Source organism: Rhodococcus sp. 21391, from assembly GCF_016772255.1.
GTDB lineage: Bacteria > Actinomycetota > Actinomycetes > Mycobacteriales > Mycobacteriaceae > Rhodococcus_F > Rhodococcus_F opacus.
Map to the genome: position 1 here is coordinate 7,158,112 of NZ_CP063781.1, position 18,115 is coordinate 7,176,226.

Sequence of the window (18,115 nt, forward strand, 5' to 3'; positions counted from 1 at the left end):
CTCGCGGCCCTGTGCCCGTTGGCCGAGCTGGGGTCGATCGAGGTGCGGCCCATCGTCGACAGGCCCATCGTCGACAATAGGACCACCGCCAACTGTCACATCGGATCGTCCGGGTTCGTCGAGTCGATCCGGATCGGGTCGGCCAGGTCTCGGAAGCCGATGCCCCGCTGGTGCAGGTCGTGGATCAGGTTCAGGGTGTCGCATACGGTGCGGCCGAGCCGGTCGAGGGTGTGCACCACTATGACATCGCCCGTGCGGGCGTAGGCCAACAGCCCGGGATGCTCGGTGGTGGCCCCGAACTTCTTGTCCACGTAGATATTCGCCGGATCGACCCCGCCTTGGTGAGCGCGTCGATCTGCCGGGCGAGGTCCTGCGTGCTCGTCGACACCCGCGCATACCCCAATTCCATACCTGGGCGTACCGAAAGTTATGTCCGCACAAAATGTTATGACACGCAATTGTGGCACTAACTTATGAAACGCCGTGACCTGGGCGGTTGCAGTGCTCCGGCGGTGGTTGGATCACCGTCCCATTTCCAAGGAAATGAGACGGCCGTGCGATGCATTGCTGGTCGCGGTCGCTGCCCTGTACCGGCGTTCCGGTGGATTCGCGCACGTGTGCGAGGAGGATCACGACGAGGATCGTCGAGGTCGTCGATCCACTCGTTGACCCCGCCTGTGGCTCGGCGGAGGATTTTCTCATGACGCACGATGAAGAGTTGCTGCACATAGACCAAGTCATCGACCGTCTCGGTACGCGGTTCCCGGACCTGCCCCGGGAGGGCATCGAACAGGTGGTGCGCTCGGCGCACGAGCACTTCGCGACCGGGAAGGTGCGGGACTTCGTTCCGCTTCTGGTCGAGCGGCTCGCCCGAGAGAAACTTCAGGGGCTGGTGCCCGTCGTTGCCGTCGAGCCCGAGGCGGCGCCGAAGGCCAGTTCCGAGGTGATCGGTTCCGAGGTGGCGGGTGCCGAGGTGATCGCGTGCCGCCGGTGGTGGCCAGGCTGGCTGCGGGGCTGGTACCCGGACACCCGAATGTCGATCGCCGCGGCGGCCGCGGAGTAGGCGTTTCCGGCTCGGATCGGCCCTGATCGTCCGGTCCGGGTCACCGGTCCTCGAGGTCGTGACCGTCGCTGAAGACGAGCCGACCCTCGTCCAACGCGACGGCCCACCGCCGGACGGGCGCCCAGTCGCGGCCCAGGTGCGCGTTGGCGGCGACCTCGTCGCCGTAGTCCTCAACGACCGTGCCGGGTAGCCGGGCGATGTGGTCGCCGCCGGCACCGTCCCGGAACCACACCTTCGCGCCGACCGTGAATCGGCCGGGCGCGCTGCTGTTCGGCTGGTCGGGCACGGATGTCATTCTCGCATGGAAGAGGCACGGCGGCCGCCTGACTGCCACCATGTTCGCGGGGCAGCACACCCCGACTTCCCGCGCAATCCGGCTTCGGCCAAGGGGCGTGGCTCTGCCGACAGGGCAGTGCACTTCGGCTCCCCCCGGCGGACTCTCGTCCATTACGAAAGAATGGGGCGGCCGGGCTCATGGTTCGGATGCGACAACACCGAGCATCGCGACAACATGGCCGAAGAGTCTCGGGCCGGGTACGGATGGAGAGGAGACCCTGATGGGGGTTCCAGGAGTATCGCGCGGACGATCGGATTCGTACTGGGAGCACCGGGTGGCGATCGAAGCGCGCCGCGCTGAGTTCATCGTGCGTGCCGAATCGACCCCGTCCGATGAACAGGCGTCGATCGTCGACCACTACGACCAGTCCGTTCGGGCCGGCCAAGCCGCCGACACCGTACCCGGGGAGCAACGCGACTGATCCGGGCGGTCGACCCCGCTCAGGAGCCGTGGTGATCGGCCACGCCCCCCGGGGAAACGTCAGAAGCCCTGTCCCGCCCGGGCAACCAGGCCACCATCACGGCCGGGATTCCCCGCGAGAAGGACTGTTTTCCCCGGGAGGGGGGTATTCCCGGGCAGCGTGCCGCCGAGCGGTGCTCGGACAGCGGAGTTTCGATCGGAGAGGGAATCCGGGACGATGCGGGAACACTTCGACGAAGAACTCGCGGAGATCAAAGATGACCTCGTCGAGCTGTGTGCCTTGACGGAGGTTGCGATCGATCGCGCCACGCGCGCACTGCTCGATACTGACCTCACTGCGGCGGACCGGGCCGCCGAACTGAATGCGGACATCGACACCCGGGGTCGGGAACTCGATCATCGCGCGCTCACCCTGATTGCCCGTCAGCAACCGGTGGCACTGGACCTGCGGGCCCTGATCGGCGGCATGCACAACATCGCGGACCTGCGACGGATGGGCAGCCTGGCGGCGCACATCGCCGAGGTGGCGCGGCTGCACCACCCCGAGCCGGTCGTTCCCTTCGAGCTACGAGCCATCATCTCGGACATGGGCGTCGCGGCGGCGGCGCAGGCGGCGGCGGCCCGGGAGGTCCTGCGGACCCGAGACGAGGCGGCCGCGTTGGACCTGATCTGGGCGGACGAGCGGACCGACGAGCTGCTCCGCCGGCTGTTCGCCGCCACCAAGGGCGACGACTGGCTGTACGGGGCCGCGTCCGCGGTGAACATCACGCTGCTGGGCCGGTTCTATGAACGGTTCTGTGATCACACCGTCGAGATCAGTCGCCGCGTCATCTTCGTGATCACCGGAAAATTTCCCGACGAATGACTATTCGGGCTGGTGGGTCCTCAGGTCGGGTTCGTGCCGGGTGTCGCCGGCCGGGTCGGCGTGGCCGATCCGCTCGAGGTGGGCCTTGATCCATTCGGTGGTGTTCACTCGCGCGGGGTACTCGGCCGGTACGTCGGTCATGGATTGCCTTCCGTCGTTGATCGGTGTGGTCATCGGACAGCGGCGGTGGGGACCATTCACCGGCCGCCGATCGCTCCGCTCGATGCGGGCGGGCGCGGGCGATCAATACCGCACCGGCGGCGAGGAACCCGGCGGTGGTCACCGCGATCAGGATCATCGCCGGCGCGGTCAGCACACCGATTCCGAACACCAACGCGGCCCCGGACACCGCACCCAACGCCAGGCAGACCACCCCCGCCGACACCGTCACGACCCCGGCCACGCTCACCCGCCCGATCCGGTTGCGGGCACTCACCGCGGCCGTGCGGGTCGCGGATGTGGTGGGCCGCCGGGGTGGTCGGTGCCGTGGGTGGCCCGTCACTGGACGCGGGGATCGTTCTCGGCGCCGCGGCGGGGAAGCAGCCGCCCACCGGTGAGGGCCTCGGCCACGCCGGCGATGTCGGTCGTGGACCGGCGGTTGTCCGGCCGAGGGTTCGGGATGCGCTCAGGGGGTGGGTGGCGGGGCGAAAGGGTCGTCATCAGCGGGAACCATCCGGTTGATGTGTTGGGTGCGTCACCAGCGTAGGCGGCGTGGAGCAACCACCGCGTTTCCGGGAGGTGAGGTCGTCGTGACTTCTCAGGGCGGGCGGACGACCCGACCCACCGTCGATGCTGCGGTTGGTCGAGCGGCGTTGCGGAGTGGGGCGGTGTCTTCGTCTGCTGCGGTGTTGCCGCTCCGGAATGGGGGTGACTTCAGTCCCGGTAGGTGGGGGCGGGCGGATCGGGGGGCGGGCCGAGTGCGGTCAGCCATCGTCGGTAGAGGGTCGTCCACGTCCCGTCCGTGCGCATCCGTTCGAGGGTGCCGTTGACTCGGCGCACCAGGTCGGTGTTGGTCTTGTTGATGCCGATGCCGTAGGGCTCGGGTTCCAGTGGTGGACCGACGATTTCGAGGGTGGGGTCCTGGGCGGCGAGGCCCTCGAGGATGGTGTCGTCGCTGCTGGCGGCGTCGGCCTGACGCTGTTGGAGGACCACCAGGCAGTCGGCCAGGTCGGGGACGGCGACGATCGTGGCCTGCGGTTGGATTCGGCGGATGGTGTCGAGGGGGGTGGTGTCGGCGGCGGCGCACACGCGTGCGCCGGCCAGGTCTGCGGGCCCGGAGATCGCCGACCCCTCCGGCACCAGCAGGCGTTGGTGGGCCTCGAGGTAGACGGTGGAGAACGCCACCCGCTCGGCCCGCTCACACGTGATGGTGGTGGTCTGCGCGACGATGTCGACCTCGTTCTTCTCGAGCGCGTCGAAGCGGCCGGCGGGGGTGAGGGGCCGGAATTCGATCTTGTCCGGGTCGCCGAGGAGGTCGTGTGCGACCTCCCTCGCCACGTCCACGTCGAAGCCGGTGATGGTGTCGGTGGTGGGGTCACGGAAACTGAACAGGTTGGTGTCCTGGCCGACCCCGACGATCAGCCGGCCCCGTTCGAGGATGTCGGCGACCAACCGTCCGGGTGGCCGGGCGCCGGTCGGGACGGGTGGGGCCGGGCGCAGGCTGGCCAGCGCGCCGCAGGTGGACGGCGCCGGTGGCTCCGCGGGGGCGATGCCCGCGGGTGGGATGATCTGCGTTCCGGTCGGCAGGGACAGCTCGGTGTAATCACCGGTGACGGCGGGCGTGACGGGTTCGGGGGCTGTGCACCCGGCGAGGACCACCCCGGCGGCCAGGAGTGCGCCGGCGAAACGGCCGGCCCGGGATGTTCGACGCCCGTGGTCCGGCTCGAGGCGCGGGCCGATCCCTGGCCCCGTCTCCATTCCGCGCCGGGGCATCAGTGGTACTCGTTCAACCTGGGCCAGATGCCCCCGCCGACGGCGAACCCGCAGAGCACGCCGAGCACGAGTGCCCCCACGGGCAGCAGCGACGTGGCGCGGTACGCGTCGTCGCTGGCTTCGCGTTCCTCGTCCCGCAACTTGTCGATCGCCGACCGCAACGCGTCATCGAGTGCGGCGAACCGGGCGGTGGACGCGTCGTCGCCGGGGCCGACGGCGAGGGCGCCCGCCCCCGGATAGTCTCCGTTCCCGAGTCTGTCCTGCAGCACCGTGTGGGTGTCCCGCCACCCGTCGAGTGCTGTGGCGGCGTCGGCGACCGGAGCGTCGGCCACCCCACCTCGAGAAGTGTTCCGGTGTTGGGCGAGTATCTCGGACAGCACGGTCGAGTGCCGGGAGAAGTCGACCTCGGATTGGGAGTCCGACCCTCGCCGCAGCATGCCGAGCATTTCATCTGCCCGCGCCTGCTGCGCCAGGATCCGGGCGGTCACGAGCGCGCTGAGCGGTTGCGTCCCGGCCGTCCGGGCGCGCTCGGCCGCCGCGGTGGACACCATCAACGCCGCCACCGACCACACCAGCAGGCCGGCCATCAGCAGCGCGGCCACGACCAGGCCAGGGTTGATCAGCCGCCGGCTCTTGCGTGCCAGGTACACCTGCGCCAGCACCAGTCCGAGCAGAGCGGACGTCGTCACCGCGAATGCGAGCACCGGCAGCCGGGTTGTGCGCGTCTGCGTGGTGGCCACCAATGTCCACTGCTCGGTGCACAGCCGGTGCGCCAGCGGCAGGATGGTGCCCTGCAGCATGGAGGAGGCGTTACCGAGGTAGGTGAGTCCGACCGGGTTTCCGGAGCGGTCGTTGGCGCGCGCGGTGGCGATCAGGCTGGTGTACTCGGCGAAGCGCCTCGATATCTCCGACAGCAGACCGACTGCTTCCGCATCCGCCGCGGAGACGCCGGTCGAGGCGGTCACCAACGTGTTGGCGGCGTCCCCGACGGCCTGGTTGTAGCGCTCTCTCACCCCAACTGGTTCGGACCCGCCGAACAGGAAGGACGTCGTCGCGGCGGCGTCCGCGATCGACAGCGAACTGTAGAGGCTCTGGGCCGCGTCGGCCAGGGGCTCCGAGTGTGTCCGCAGGGTGTCGATCTCCCGCTGACGCGCGTCGGTGACCGCCAACGCCACCACGCCCGCCGTCAGCGCGGCCGCGACGAGGACCACCGCCAGCACCGAAAGCCGGCCCGGTGTGGAGGCCAGGAAGGTCCGCCAGAATGGGCGGCGGGACTCGGGCTCGACGAGCATCGACTCGTCCAGCTCGTGTACGTCGCGGGTGAGGGTGCTGCCGCGGTGGAACACCTGATGCCCTCCTCCCCGCACCGATACCGAGCGTTCGATGCGGTGCGATCAGACCATCAGCGCGACTCAGTGCGGATGGTCGTTCGGCGTGTCGTCCGTGATGGCCCAGCCGCCGGCCACCAGATGGGCGCGGACCCGCTCGACGTCCACGTCGAGGGGTATCTCGTTGGTGACCTTGGTGATCATCATCTGGATGTCCGGCTTGCCGATCGGGAGGTCACCCTGGTCGACGAGCGCCGCTGTGATCTCGCGAACCTCCTCGTCGGACAGGCGCCGGCGCAGCAGGGCGATCAGCGGGATGTAGTCGTTCTCCGGCACACCCTGCGGATAACCGGCGCGCAGCCAGCCGATGATGCTGGCCAACAACGGGGGCAGGGCCTTGACCAGCGGGGTTTTCTCCGCGAGCGCCGACTCGAGCGGCCAGCCGCCCGCGGCCAGGCGGGAGGCCACCCGGGTGATGTCGTCGTCGTCGGGGTGTTCGTGGACCAGGTGGGCGATGGCGTCCTCGATCTCGGCGCGGTCGATCCTGCCGTCCTCGAGGGCGTGCCCGGCCGGCGCCGACAGTTCGTCGACGATCTCGCCCACCTCGGTCTCGGTGAGGTGGCGATGCAGGACGGCGAACAGTGCGACGTAGTCCTCCCGGGGGATCCCGTGCGGGTAGCCGCCGCGAACCCAGGCCAGAACCTTCGCCGGGACTGCGGTGATCGATGTCCGATGCACGACAGGTCGTCCTTTCCGTGCGTCAGAAGATGTGGATTCCGAAATCGTGGGCGAGAAAGTCCTTCATGATGAAGAGTATTCCGGCGACGATCGCGACGAGGATCACCGCGAAGCATGCCAACCCGGCGAACAGAGCGGCTGGTGTGCGGGTGACGCCGTTTCCGTCCGCGGTCGTCGTGGCCCCCGGCGACAGGAACCGGATTCCGAGCGCGAAGACGGCGGGCAGGCCGGCACCCAAGAGCAGGCCGATGAGCATGACCTGCCAGAGCGAGTCCACGGTGTCCATGAACAGATCCACGGTGCCACCCCTGTCAGAGCTGGGTCGACTGCGGTGTGGGGGTCTTGGTCTTCTCGGACGGCGGGGTCAGCCCGCCGGCCCACTCCTCGTTGACGTTCGAGGTGTCGATCGGGTTGCGGCGCGAGCGCAGGTACAGGGCGGCGGCCGCGATCAGGAGCAACGCGAACACCACGAGGACGCCGGGCAGCCCGCCGATCACGTCGGCGATGATGGATCCGGTCGCGACCTGGGTGGTCGAGAGCGGGAGGCTGAAGTGGCTGGAGGTGAGGATGATTGCGGCCGAGGACGCCTCGGCGGCCATCCCCTGGGGCGGGGTGATCTCGACCAAACCCTTCCCGAGCGTGCGGATGATCCGCCAACCGCCGAGGTAGGTGCCCAGGGCGATCGCGAGGGCGCACGAGAGTTTCACCCAGAACGGCATCGCGGTGTCGGCGGTGATGCTGCCGTACGCCACCAACGCCAGGAAAATGATGCCCATCGTCTTCTGAGCATCGTTGGTACCGTGCGCGAGCGAGACCAGCGAGACCAGCGAGGCCGACCCGATCTGCCCCCAACGGAAGCCCTGATCCTCGGCGTCTTCCTCGACGCCCGCAGTGATGCGGTAGATCAGCCAGGTGCCGGTGGCGGCCACCAGGCACGCGACCACCAGGTTCAGAAGCGCGGAATGAGTCACCGCCACCTTGGGCGTGAGTGCCCCGGTGGCGATCGTGGCGATCGAGGTGACCATGGCATTGGCGGTGGTCGTGGAAACCGTTGGTGAAATCGAAACCCAGTGCGGTGACGACCACGATGAGAAGAACGACAAATTCTGCGTTCACTACTCCAGCCTGGTCGGAACCGTCCCGGCGAACCACCCCGTACCTGGGTGTTCATGGTGTGTTCAACCCCCGTTTCCGCTCGGGACACACAGCCGCCGAGATCGAGAGCGCAGGCTTTGGGGTATGAACGCTGCGGAGGAAGCGCGCCAGCTTTCGCAGGTCGCGGCACGGTTGCTGAACACGTTCCCGGCCGCGTCGCGGGAGGCGGTCGGGACCGCGGTGGGGGAGGCGGTCGCCCAGTTTGCGGGATGCCCGATTCGGGATTTCGTTCCGTTGCTCGTCGAGCGTGCGGCGACCGCGAAGCTCGGCTCGTTGCTCGAGGCATGAGTTTCGGCGTGATGGCGGACGACTCGGACGCGGCGCAGCCGCGGATCTTGCTCGACCAAGTGGACGCGGAGATCGACGTCATCGCGGCGCGTATCGAGACCGTCGACGCCCTCGCCGAGCGCGCCCGCAGGGCCTACCGTCTTACCGACCGGCTGCGCGCCGAGCTGTACGAGGTGCACCGACTCGTCGATGCGATCGTGTTCCGGTTTCGCGAGGTGATGACCCGCGACGCATCAGCACTCGATTGACCACCCGGAATGGTGCCCCGGTCACTGCCACCGGCCCTGCGGGGCCGTGCGAGGAACCCGCCACCCTGCCTGTCGCGGATGGCGGGTTCCGTTGTTCGCCCGTGCCCGCGCTCCACAGCGAAGACTCCCGCTGCGAGGGCGGTGCGGGGGCGCCGAACGTCGGCGAAGACACCGCACTCGTCAGTACCGTGACGGTGGCCCGTCGCGGCCGCAGCCAGGCTCGCCGCTGCTACGGACTTTCGGACACGGTGACGGCGCGGCCGTGGGGTTTAGAGGTTGTTCGCTGTCCGCGGGGTGGCGTTGCGCGCTTCGATGGCCGTGACGGTCTTGTCGAACGCCTTTCCCAGGACGCGGGTGCCGAAGACGCCGAGCACGGCCCCGAGCGCTCGTCCTTTGAGATTCTTGCCGTCGCGGACCACGACGGCGTCGATGTCGGTGGTTCCGTCGGGCCGTGGGGTGAGGGTGTAGGTGTGGCCGGAGTTGCCGCCCCACAGGTTGGAGTCGGTGGTCGCCATGACGACGTGGTGGGGGTCGGTCCAGTCGTAGTGCAGGCGCTCCCAGGCCCCGCCGGAGCCCTCGGTGACGTCGGCGTTGGTGGTGCCGAGTTCGTGCACTTTCAGGTAGTCGTCGGCGCTGTTGCTGAAAACCGCCTCGCGCTCGGGCCCGAAGTCGGTGAGTGCGTCGAGAAATTGTTCCGGCGTCGCGGTGGTGGTCTGGTGCAGGTGGATTGTGGACATGACGTTCTCCTTGGTAGGTGGTGCGGGGTGACGGGTTGACCCCCCGTCACCAGTGGGTGTCAGCGCGTGTGCCCACCGACAGCTGCGGGGTCCATCGTCCAGGAAGTCGGGTACTAGAGGGGCAGGGCAGAGGGCCGGTACGACGCCGCATGGAACCGTCGGGTCCGCGACGAAACCGAAACCCAGCGACTCACCGCAACTGGAGCAACCTGCTGCAGGAATTGCGGGTGGTGCAGACCGGTGTCCAACTGCTCACCGGATTCCTGCTGATGCTGCCGTTCCAGCAGCGTTTCCAGGAGCTCTCGGACGCCCAGGAGGTGATCTACCTCGGCACCGTCGCCCGCTCGGTCACCGCGACGATGAGCTGGTCGCGCCAGTCGGCATCCACCGTCTGTTGTTCCGCCGGCATGCCCTACCCACGCTCGTTGCGAACCGGACAGCGTCTGGCGATCGGCGGGGTTTCGCTCTCGTCGGCGTGGTGCTGCTGGTCTTCAGCTTTGTGGTCGACATGCGCACCGGGATCATCGCGGCGGCAGCGGCGATGCTGATGTTTTTCGGTTTCTCGATCCTGCCCTCGCTGCCGGCCCGGCGCTCCACCGGCGGTGGCCGGCCACCCCACGATGCGATGTGGGCCGCCTTGTGGGGTGTGGCGGGGTTGAGTGTCGGCCAGTTCCATGTCGGCGACGGACGTGTGTCCTCGGGTGCACTGGAAGTAGTCGTTCAGGCCGCCGACGGCGCGGGTGTTCGCGAGGGGCGCCGACGACCGGTCGTGGTGACGATGTACCCGGCGACGAGCGCCAGGGCGACGGGCCAGTCGATGATCTGCAGTCCGACCAGAACGGCCAGTGCGGCCAGGTACGCGGTCTGCTCGGGGGTGGGGATTGGGACGCGACCGACTCCCGGCAGCGCGACGGCGAAGCGCTCGGCTTGCTGCACCCGGTCGCGGAGTGTTCGGTGTGCGTCGTCGACGTGAGGGTGCTCGCGCTCGTGTTCGGCCAGGGGATCGTCGAGTGTGCGGCGTGCCAGGCGGTGACCGATCCACAGCCCGCCGGCGGCGCCGCCGGTCAGGGGTTCGGTGCCCCGGAAGGGGATGCTCGCCAGCAGCAGCACTGCACCGAGTAGTGAACTGCCGGTGGAGAGTTCGACTCCTCGGCGGCTGGCGGTGCGGGCTGCGGGGACGGCGCACAGGATCCGCCAGGCGGTCGCCGGGTCGTCGACCAGCAGATCGGCATACCAGGGCGGGGCCTGGTCGCCCATGATGCCGATACTCACGTCCGCGGCGGCCAGGGCATGCGGGGCGTGCGCGGCGATCACGGCGACGGTGGCGCCTCGGCTCTGGAGCTGTTCGACTGCGTCGTGCAGGGCGGTGTCGGGGGTGGTGTCGGTGGGCTCGTGCAGTTCGTCGAAGGTCGTCTGCCCGTCGCTCATCGCCGGGCTCTTGAGGCCGATCGTGCGGATGCCGGCGCGCCGGAGGTAGTCGAGCACGGCCGCGTCGGGCCCGGGTGGGGTCAGCGTCTGGGGGTCGATCACCACGGTGTCGACCCGATCGAGATGGCGCAGCGCCTGTGGTCGCAGCGGCAGCATCCGGTGTCGGTCGGCCAGACCCCGGCTGAGGGTGGCCGCGAAGGACTCCCGCGCGGTGCGGGTCGCGGCGGGGGCGGCGACGATCAGCGCGGTACCGGCGAGACCGGCATCGCCGGTGGCCGCCCCGGCGACCGCTGCGGCTGCGGGGGCGGCGACGACGGAACGGTTGGCGTGGTGTTCGAGCGGTCCGACCGGGAGTGAGCGCGGACGGTGTGGGTGCTCGGGCGGGTGGTCGTCGCCGGCGTGAGGGGCCAGGTTCGGTTCGGTGCGGTGCCAGGCCTGCCGGGCCGACCAGGTCTCTGCGGTCAGTGTGGCCCGGAGCAACACGTTCACCGCGAGCAGGGTGGGGTTCTGGGTGAGCGTCAAGATCGCGGCCTCGGCGGTCGCGAGCACCACGTCGGTCGACTCCAGTCCGAGGCGGTGTTCGACGAGTCGCCGGATTCGGGGTTGGTAGTCGGCGGAGATGACGGCCGAGGCCACCGCTACGGACAGCTGCGGCAACCGCAACGCTGCCGCGGCCACCGACACCCCCAGGCCCAGTCCGGTGGTCGCCAGCGCAGCGACCCGCCCGGCGAGTACGACGTCGTCGCCGGGCAGATCGAGCGGCTGCTCGGGTTCCGGTGCGCGAACGGAGTTCTCGGCACCGGACACGGTGTCGCCGAGCTGCGTCAGCGCGGGGGTCTCGTCGCCGACGGTGGCGACGATGCGTGAGAGTGCGTGGTTGAGTTGTACTGCGGTGACTCCAGGGAGGTCGCGCACGGCGGCGAGGACGGCGGTGCCGATCTGGGGGCCGTCGGGGGTGTCGAGTCCGCGGACCTCCATCCAGATTCGGTCGTTTCCGCGCCAGTATCGGCGGGACGGTGCGCCGCCGAGGAATTCGCGTGCCATGTCGCGCGCCGAGACGGTGCCTCCCCGCAGGGGTGCGGTGGCCAGGTTCATTCCGACACCGGTGACCGCGGCGGCGCCGGTGACGGTTGTGTCCAGCACCGTGGTGCCCATCCAGGCGCCGGCCTGTAGGCCCCGCCGTGCTAGCCGGGCCGGCAGCAGGACCGTTGCGGTGAGGTATGCGCTCAGGTTCATGTCGTGGTGGGTCGCGGCGACGACTGGCTTACTCGGTGCGGGGCGGTGACGTCGTGGGCGATGACGGGGAGGTGGATGTCGCGGCCGCGGATGTGCCGGCTTCGGCGACTGACGTCGTGGGTGTGTTTCCGGTAGCGGTGTCGGGCTCGGGTGTGCGGCGGCGGATCGCGTCCACCGATTTGATTCCCATGCCGGCTCCGCCGCGCAGACCGGCGCCGGCGCCCTGGAACAGTCCCGTGACAGCTCCGAGCGTTCCTCCGACGACGCCGCCTCCGACCGCTCCCGTCGCGGCGATCGTCAGGTCCGCGGCGCGACCGACGGCATTCGCGGTGCGATTGATGACGTTCATGACAACCTCCCGGCAGGGTTGGGGGTGTCGGTCGCAGGGCGGCGACCGCCCCCTACCTTACGCCCCGAGGGCAACGCGGAACCGGCGACAATGCGGTCCGGCCGGCGGGTAGCTCGTACTCGAAACAGGCGCCTCCACAGCCGTGATGGGACGTCACTCGTCTGCCACCGTATAGTGCAACCAAACTGCGCCACAATGATTCTCACGATCAATGGGAGCTCTGTGGGCGGTGTGGGGGAGATCGGGTGGTGTCTGTGGTGGCGCAGGTGTTCACGCCACCCTTCCGGGTGTTCACGCCACCCTTGCGGGTGTCCGCGCTTATGGCACGGGTGGGTGCGGTCGAGATCATCGACTGAATTACTTTCGGTCGGTTACTGCCTCGGTACCCGTGGGGGTGGAGTGGTCTGCGTTATTCCGTCCGCTGAGGACGTCGACGGGACTGTCCGAGAAGGACAGTGTGCGGTCGTGGTTACCTGCGGCGTGGAGTAGTTCGCGGATCGTGTGGCTGATCCCGGGTGTGCGGGAGAGTAGGTCGGGTGCGATGGCCGCGGTGGCAGTGGCTGCCGCGGCGGATCCGAAGCCTTGCGCCCAGCCGAGCGGGCCCAGGGGCACACAGCCGAGGAATTGGCTGACTCCGGGGGTGCTGATCAATACCGTCATGACGGCGAGGGACCCCACCGACGTGGTCAGAACGAGGGGGCTGCGGGAGTCCAGCAGAATCTGCCCGAGCTGGGTGCCGATGAGTGCGACCAGGGCGACGGTGGAGGCCCGCCGGGGTCCGCCGGTCAGGCTGGCCATGGTCCAGGCCGCGGTGGCGCCGGCGGCGGTGGTGGTGCCGCGGAAGGCGACGGTGCGCAACAGCGCTGCCTCGTCGGGTCCCCGGGTGGCGACACCGTTGTGGCTGGTGGGGCTGACCGCCAGGGCCGCGGCCGGTAGCGCGTCGGTGAGCATGTTCACCAGCAGCAGCTGGCGGGGGTTGAACGGGGATCGCCCGGAGACGGCGCTGCCGATAGGGCGAAGGCGACTTCACCGGCATTGCCGCCGACGAGGACGGCGACCGCGGCCCTGAACCCGCCGCCACAGCTGGCGACCTTCGTCCAGTGCGTCGAGCAGTGCCCCGACCTTGCCGTCGAGGAGGACGACGTCGGCCGCGCCGCGGGCGGGAGCGATTCACAGTCGTTACGACCACGCTCTCGCCGACGCTTCGATCGGTAACCGGCCCCGCCGTCTCGTGCTGCGGGTGCGTCGGATCTTGTGCCCGTCCGTCGAGTGCAGTCGACGGGCCTTCGCCGAGCAGATTGATGGGTTGACCACCGTCTATTCCCGACGCACCTTGCTGCTGAAGGGGATCTTCGAGCGGATCGGCGTCGCGTTGGCCGGGCGACCCGGTGCGCGGTTGGCGTTCACCCTGGGAGTGCACGTCGGCCGCTCCACCTTGTTGCGGCTGGTCCGAGCGTTGCCGGTCGTCGGGAGCAGCGAAGTCGGACGTTGACCGCTCGCGTGACGGCGAATTTCGCGATCGGGATGGCATTGAATTCGGAAGGCTCCTACGAGGATGTCTTCGAGCAGCTCACTGATCGTTTGTCGTGGTCGTCGGGATGGTCGCAGTCCTGGTCGCCGCCGACGAAATCGGCCATCTTCCAGGCCCGTTCACGTTTGGGATACGAACCGGTGCGGGAGCTGTTCCGCCGGGTCGCACGACCCTTTCGCCGACACGGATACACCCGGATCCTGGCTCGCGGGGCGCCGGTTGGTGGCCCTCGACGGGACCTGCCTAGACCTGCCCGACACACCGGCCTACGCCGAGCATTTCGGGCGGCCGGCATCGAGCCGCGGCGAGAAGTCCGCGTTCCCGCAGGCACGGTTGGTAGCGGTCGCCGAATGCGGCACCCACGCGGTATTCGACGCCGCGATCGGACCGTGCCGCACCTCCGAGCGGGAGCTGGCGCACGATCTGATGGACACCCTCGAACCCGGGATGCTGCTGTTCGCCGACCGCGGCCTCTACGGATCGACATGTGGACCCGAGCCGCCGCCACCGGCGCCGACCTGCTGTGGAGGGTCAAGTCGACCCTCTCACCTCGACACCTTGAGACCCTCGACGACGGATCCTGGTTGGCACAGATCATCCCCACCTCCGGAAGGAATCGGCAGCAGCGAACACCACTCACGGTGCGCGTAATCGACTACACCCTCGACGACGGGCGGGAGAACCCCGAGCAGTACCGGCCGCTGACCACGATCCTCGACCCCTCCGATGCACCTGCAGAAGAGTTGGCCCTCGCGTACGCCCAGCGTTGGGAAATCGAGAACACCTTCGACGAACTCAAAACCCACCAACGCGGCCCCCGCGCCGTCCTGCGGTCGAAATCCCCACCGTTGGTTCGGCAGGAAATCTGGGGGCACCTGTGCTGCCACTACGCCATCCGCACCCTGATGCGCGACGCCGCGACCGCCGGCCGTCACGACCCTGACCGGATGTCCTTCGTCACCGCCTTGCGGATCACCCGACGATCGCTGTCCCACAGTTCTTTTTCCCCCCTCATATCCACACTGCAGCCGTCCGACTGTGGGATCAGGGCATCGCCAAACGACTGCGCCGCGTCAACCCGGTACGCCGACTCCGCGCCAACCCCCGCGTCGTCAAACGTAAAGTTCTCAAATGGGCAGCCAAACGGGGACACCACCAACACCATCCGCAACTACCCAGTCACCGATATGCACCATTCTTGTTCACTAACTGAACGATATTGGGGTTAAAGGGGGTTAAAGGCCGTATCCGGGTAGTGCCTGCGACGAGCCCGCAGGTGATGGCAGCGATCGTGTCGTCCTGCGGGCGGTGGCCAGACCATCGTGGTCGGTAGTGCTCGTGGACACGCCTCGGCCTGCCGTCGCGGTGGCACCGCGCCCAGCACCCGCCTCCGCGACACCACTGGCGACAGCGGGTTGGTGACCTACGGCCACCTGTCGAGGGCGCGCGCTCGCCGAGCATGCCGAGGCGGTCGTACGTGAAACGCTCAGCAACGTCGTGCACCACGCCCAGGTCCCGCAGCGTCGTCGTGACCGTCTCCGTCGCGACGACCACCGCGGTCCCCCGACAAGCGTCGAGTGATCAATCGGTCGGCGACGAGCCCGAGTCCGAGCGCGCAGCAGATCCCGATGCCAGTGGCAAGAAGGGGTTGGCCTGCGAACTGCGTTCCGGCCAGGGCGCCGATCGTCACCGTGAACACGGCCCAGCCGAGGGCCGCCGCGACGGTGAGCGGGACGAAACGGGTTCGGGGGAACTTCGTGGCGCCGGCACACAGGTTGACGGCCACACGACCGATCGGAACGAAGCGTGCGGTCAGGATGACGACCGCGCCCCTACGGTCGAGGATCCCCCGGGCTCGCGTGAACGCCGCGACCGCCCTGGGCTGGCGCATCCAGGCGAACCGATCGATCCCGACCCACCGGCCCACGCCATAGACCAGGTTGTCACCGATCACCGCGCCGACCGTGGCCACCAGCACCACCGACCACAACGTCGGCGCCCCGGTCGACGCGGCCACGGCGGCGACTCCGACCACCACCTCGTCACTGGGAAGCGGAGGGAAAAGCGCATCCAGCGCGCAGACCAGCAACAGCACCAGCCACATCCAGGGCGACGTCACCGCAACGGTCACGAACTCCTGCACCGCGTCCACGTCGCCCCTTCCGTCCCGGCGATCTGTCCCTGTGCGCGACACCCCGTCCATCCCATCATGAGCGAGCAGGCCTGGGGAGGCGCCGACGGCGACTTCGTCTCTTCCCCGTCCGCAAACGCGCACGTGCCGACGCCGGAAGGAGGCGCTCCGGTTGCCGCACGCCCTCGCCGCTGTCCCGCCGTCATCGCAATCCAGGACGAGACCACACGGTTGGTGGCCGATACCGCTTGTGCCGCAACGAACGTGGACGGGACCGTGGGGACTGCGACGGGAGGTCCTCGCCAGCGAAACCGATCGACACCAGCCGCGGCACCGACCACTGCGGCCCCATGGAGTGACCGGCAGCGTGACCCTCGGGGACATTGCACCGGCACGGATCCGTCGGCGGAAGACCCTCCGACCGCGAAGGACGCACTGAATTCGTGACGAATCTCGGTCAGCTGCCGCGATATCGGGTGAGGTGTCGGGTCTGTCGTCAGTCGTCGACGATGACGACGACCCCGGCGCGTACCAGCACCGTGTACAGCCCGCACAGCGGCGGCGTGAGCAACCGAACGACAGCGGTGACCACTGCATCGTGACCGAGTCCAGCCACCGGGTTTGACATAAAAAGTCACGATAGGGGATCGGCGTCCGAACCATGTGAACCGTAGTGAACAATTGAGGGAACAATGTCCGACGATCAATCGTTTTTCGAGTCCCATCGAACGGTCGGCCGGCTCGTCCGCGACGCCGAGCGATTCGCCGTTCGCCTTCCGATCGTCGGTCAGCTCGGCATCCCGAGGCCGGATCAGCTCGCCTACTGTGCGGGGCTCGCCGCGCTAGTGGCGTTGGACCTGATCGAGTGGCCGGTGGCAGTGGCGATTGCCGTCGGGACCGCAGTCGCCTCCGAGCAGCACGGTCGACGCCCGGGCGAGGATTCCGCGAAACCCGAGAAATCATCGCCGAACCCCTCGTCGGAGGCACCGCCGGTGCCGCACCGGTGATGTTGGGCTGCGCGCGGCGGCTGCCACCACACCATCGACACGGGGACCGGCCATCGATACGGGGACCGGTCCGAGACACCCGAAATCGGGCGGGGGACGCCGGGGGCGGCGAAGAGATCGGTGACCGCCGGGCGTTCCCTGGTCGGCTACTTCCGGAAGACAGGAGAAACCCGTCCGGAAACTGTTCGCCGTCATCGAGGGCGAGAGCTCGGCCGCCGTGACCATCACCTTGCCGGGGCGCTGCTGCGAACGCGTCGGTGACCACACCGTGGAGATCAGCCGCCGCATCGTCTTCGTCGTCGCCGGGGATTTCCCGGGGGCGCGACCTCCGGGCGAGCACGCCGGGGCGCTCCGGCCGGCAGCGCCGTGCCCCGAGTTCGGGGCCTGACCGGTGCACCGGCGGTCGGCGGGGCAGGGCGGGACTGGGCATCCTGAGGCGGGGCACCGGCTGGGCCTGGGCGCCGGGAACCGATCCGCGCACGTGTTCCGGCTCGGGCGGACTGCGGACGTGACTCTCGGTTCCGGCGGTAACGTCCGCACCTGGCTGTGGTGTGGGGGACGGCTGGTCGCCGAGAACTTTCCGCTCGCCGATGTCTCCGACCACTTACACGACCGGGATGCGCTGGGCTGGGCGGATCTGCGCGATCCGGACCATGCGCTGCTGACTCAGCTCGCCGCGGAACTCGACTTCGACCCGCATGCTGTCGAGGACGTGGTCGCGAGCGGGGAACGCACCAAGGCCACCGGCTATGCCACCCATACCTTCCTCACGGTGTACGCGACGCGCCTGGTCGACGACCCGATCCAGGCGCTCGACGACGCGATCGAGGACCTCGAGGACGGCCTGTTCGACGACCATGGACACCCGCACGCGGTCCAGCGTCGCACCTACCAGGTGCGTAAGGAGCTGGTGGAACTGCGGCGGGTGGTGCTGCCGATGCGGGAGGTGATCGGCACGGTGATGCGGCACCCGGCCGAACGCGGCAACAGCCGAACTCGACAGCTGGTACACAGACCTGTACGACCACGGTGATCCGCGCCGCGGAGTGGACCGAATCGCTGCGCGACATGGTCACCACGGTGTTCGAGACCAACCTGTCGCTGCAGGATGCGCGCCTGAACACGGTGATGAAGAAACGGATGGGCCGCGATCATCGCGGTACCCGCCGCGGTGACCGGCTGGTACGGGCAGAACATCCCGTATCCCGGGTTCGGTCACCCCGGCGGGGTCGTCTCGAGTGCGATCGTCATCGCGGTCTCGGCCGGCGCGCTCTTGGTGATGTTCAAACAGCGTGGCTGGCTTTGACGTCGCTGCCGGAGCG

The 18,115-nt window shown here is 68.8% G+C and carries 19 protein-coding genes and 7 pseudogenes; 11 read left to right on the top strand and 15 right to left on the bottom strand.

The window, feature by feature from the left end:
- Window positions 1–98: 98 nt before the first annotated feature.
- Window positions 99–409, bottom strand: a pseudogene (locus tag GO592_RS33210) (recombinase family protein); the annotation flags it as partial.
- Window positions 410–700: 291 nt separating this feature from the next.
- Here GO592_RS33210 and GO592_RS33215 point away from each other — a divergent pair.
- Window positions 701–1,063 carry a three-helix bundle dimerization domain-containing protein gene (locus GO592_RS33215; RefSeq protein ID WP_007299884.1) on the top strand — a complete coding sequence of 121 codons (363 nt, stop codon included), beginning with the start codon at window positions 701–703 and terminating at the stop codon, window positions 1,061–1,063.
- 40 nt (window positions 1,064–1,103) lie between these two features.
- Here GO592_RS33215 and GO592_RS33220 read toward each other — a convergent pair whose 3' ends face one another.
- A complete protein-coding gene (locus GO592_RS33220; protein WP_005254691.1) occupies window positions 1,104–1,349 on the bottom strand; it encodes a hypothetical protein in 246 nt (81 codons plus the stop codon).
- A 325-nt stretch (window positions 1,350–1,674) separates the two neighbouring features.
- Here GO592_RS33220 and GO592_RS33225 point away from each other — a divergent pair, with 325 nt between their 5' ends.
- Both GO592_RS33225 and phoU read left to right on the top strand, forming a co-directional pair.
- The gene (locus GO592_RS33225) at window positions 1,675–1,821 is read left to right on the top strand and encodes a hypothetical protein (protein WP_237720579.1); all 147 of its coding nucleotides are present in this window, start codon (window positions 1,675–1,677) and stop codon (window positions 1,819–1,821) included.
- A gap of 216 nt (window positions 1,822–2,037) precedes the next feature.
- Window positions 2,038–2,685: a phosphate signaling complex protein PhoU gene (gene phoU, locus GO592_RS33230; RefSeq protein WP_007299886.1), complete on the top strand. Its 648-nt coding sequence runs from the start codon at window positions 2,038–2,040 to the stop codon at window positions 2,683–2,685.
- Here phoU and GO592_RS33235 read toward each other — a convergent pair whose 3' ends face one another.
- Window positions 2,686–2,826: a hypothetical protein gene (locus GO592_RS33235; RefSeq protein ID WP_157234318.1), complete on the bottom strand. Its 141-nt coding sequence runs from the start codon at window positions 2,824–2,826 to the stop codon at window positions 2,686–2,688.
- A 134-nt stretch (window positions 2,827–2,960) separates the two neighbouring features.
- On the opposite strand from GO592_RS33235, the gene GO592_RS33240 reads away from it, so the two are divergent.
- A complete protein-coding gene (locus GO592_RS33240; protein WP_005254688.1) occupies window positions 2,961–3,242 on the top strand; it encodes a hypothetical protein in 282 nt (93 codons plus the stop codon).
- 316 nt (window positions 3,243–3,558) lie between these two features.
- Here the strand turns inward: GO592_RS33240 and GO592_RS33245 are convergent, their stop codons facing one another.
- From GO592_RS33245 to GO592_RS33265, 6 genes and pseudogenes are all read right to left on the bottom strand, one after another.
- Window positions 3,559–4,602: a glutamate ABC transporter substrate-binding protein gene (locus GO592_RS33245; protein WP_050998688.1), complete on the bottom strand. Its 1,044-nt coding sequence runs from the start codon at window positions 4,600–4,602 to the stop codon at window positions 3,559–3,561.
- A 14-nt stretch (window positions 4,603–4,616) separates the two neighbouring features.
- Entirely contained in the window at window positions 4,617–5,963 is a 1,347-nt protein-coding gene (locus tag GO592_RS33250; RefSeq protein WP_007299888.1) for a hypothetical protein, read from the bottom strand.
- Window positions 5,964–6,029: 66 nt separating this feature from the next.
- Window positions 6,030–6,350 carry a DUF3349 domain-containing protein gene (locus GO592_RS44875; RefSeq protein ID WP_039952597.1) on the bottom strand — a complete coding sequence of 107 codons (321 nt, stop codon included), beginning with the start codon at window positions 6,348–6,350 and terminating at the stop codon, window positions 6,030–6,032.
- A gap of 36 nt (window positions 6,351–6,386) precedes the next feature.
- Window positions 6,387–6,683 (bottom strand): annotated as a pseudogene (locus GO592_RS44880) (DUF3349 domain-containing protein); the annotation flags it as partial.
- Between the two features lie 22 nt (window positions 6,684–6,705).
- Window positions 6,706–6,969: a hypothetical protein gene (locus tag GO592_RS33260; protein WP_007299889.1), complete on the bottom strand. Its 264-nt coding sequence runs from the start codon at window positions 6,967–6,969 to the stop codon at window positions 6,706–6,708.
- A gap of 25 nt (window positions 6,970–6,994) precedes the next feature.
- Window positions 6,995–7,799 (bottom strand): annotated as a pseudogene (locus GO592_RS33265) (inorganic phosphate transporter).
- 123 nt (window positions 7,800–7,922) lie between these two features.
- Between GO592_RS33265 and GO592_RS33270 the strand changes: the two are divergent.
- A complete protein-coding gene (locus GO592_RS33270) occupies window positions 7,923–8,126 on the top strand; it encodes a three-helix bundle dimerization domain-containing protein (RefSeq protein ID WP_007299891.1) in 204 nt (67 codons plus the stop codon).
- Entirely contained in the window at window positions 8,123–8,374 is a 252-nt protein-coding gene (locus GO592_RS33275; protein WP_007299892.1) for a hypothetical protein, read from the top strand. Before GO592_RS33270 ends, GO592_RS33275 begins: the two co-directional genes overlap by 4 nt.
- 269 nt (window positions 8,375–8,643) lie before the next feature.
- Here the strand turns inward: GO592_RS33275 and GO592_RS33280 are convergent, their stop codons facing one another.
- Window positions 8,644–9,111 (bottom strand): hypothetical protein, encoded by a 468-nt coding sequence (locus tag GO592_RS33280; RefSeq protein ID WP_007299893.1) that lies wholly within the window; start codon window positions 9,109–9,111, stop codon window positions 8,644–8,646.
- A gap of 135 nt (window positions 9,112–9,246) precedes the next feature.
- On the opposite strand from GO592_RS33280, the pseudogene GO592_RS33285 reads away from it, so the two are divergent.
- A pseudogene (locus tag GO592_RS33285) lies at window positions 9,247–9,715 on the top strand (DUF6328 family protein); the annotation flags it as partial.
- Window positions 9,716–9,831: 116 nt separating this feature from the next.
- Here the strand turns inward: GO592_RS33285 and GO592_RS33290 are convergent.
- The 3 genes and pseudogenes from GO592_RS33290 to GO592_RS33300 all read right to left on the bottom strand — a co-directional run.
- Entirely contained in the window at window positions 9,832–11,775 is a 1,944-nt protein-coding gene (locus GO592_RS33290; protein WP_007299895.1) for a hypothetical protein, read from the bottom strand.
- Between the two features lie 28 nt (window positions 11,776–11,803).
- Window positions 11,804–12,124, bottom strand: a complete 321-nt coding sequence (locus GO592_RS33295; protein WP_007299896.1) for a hypothetical protein — start codon at window positions 12,122–12,124, stop codon at window positions 11,804–11,806.
- 357 nt (window positions 12,125–12,481) lie between these two features.
- A pseudogene (locus tag GO592_RS33300) lies at window positions 12,482–13,288 on the bottom strand (cation transporting ATPase C-terminal domain-containing protein); the annotation flags it as partial.
- 224 nt (window positions 13,289–13,512) lie between these two features.
- Between GO592_RS33300 and GO592_RS33305 the strand changes: the two are divergent.
- Window positions 13,513–14,665, top strand: a pseudogene (locus GO592_RS33305) (IS4 family transposase); the annotation flags it as partial.
- A 476-nt stretch (window positions 14,666–15,141) separates the two neighbouring features.
- Here GO592_RS33305 and GO592_RS33310 read toward each other — a convergent pair.
- Complete coding sequence (locus GO592_RS33310; RefSeq protein WP_007296417.1) at window positions 15,142–15,807, bottom strand: DedA family protein; 666 nt, start codon at window positions 15,805–15,807, stop codon at window positions 15,142–15,144.
- A gap of 475 nt (window positions 15,808–16,282) precedes the next feature.
- On the bottom strand, window positions 16,283–16,414 hold the full coding sequence (locus GO592_RS45980; RefSeq protein ID WP_258085187.1) for a hypothetical protein: 132 nt from the start codon (window positions 16,412–16,414) through the stop codon (window positions 16,283–16,285).
- A 64-nt stretch (window positions 16,415–16,478) separates the two neighbouring features.
- Between GO592_RS45980 and GO592_RS33315 the strand changes: the two genes are divergently transcribed.
- The 3 genes and pseudogenes from GO592_RS33315 to GO592_RS33325 all read left to right on the top strand — a co-directional run bounded on the left by GO592_RS33315 (window position 16,479) and on the right by GO592_RS33325 (window position 18,099).
- Window positions 16,479–16,793 carry a hypothetical protein gene (locus tag GO592_RS33315; RefSeq protein WP_007296418.1) on the top strand — a complete coding sequence of 105 codons (315 nt, stop codon included), beginning with the start codon at window positions 16,479–16,481 and terminating at the stop codon, window positions 16,791–16,793.
- 217 nt (window positions 16,794–17,010) lie between these two features.
- Window positions 17,011–17,181 carry a hypothetical protein gene (locus tag GO592_RS33320; protein ID WP_007296419.1) on the top strand — a complete coding sequence of 57 codons (171 nt, stop codon included), beginning with the start codon at window positions 17,011–17,013 and terminating at the stop codon, window positions 17,179–17,181.
- Window positions 17,182–17,301: 120 nt separating this feature from the next.
- Window positions 17,302–18,099 (top strand): annotated as a pseudogene (locus tag GO592_RS33325) (magnesium transporter CorA family protein).
- Window positions 18,100–18,115: the final 16 nt, after the last annotated feature.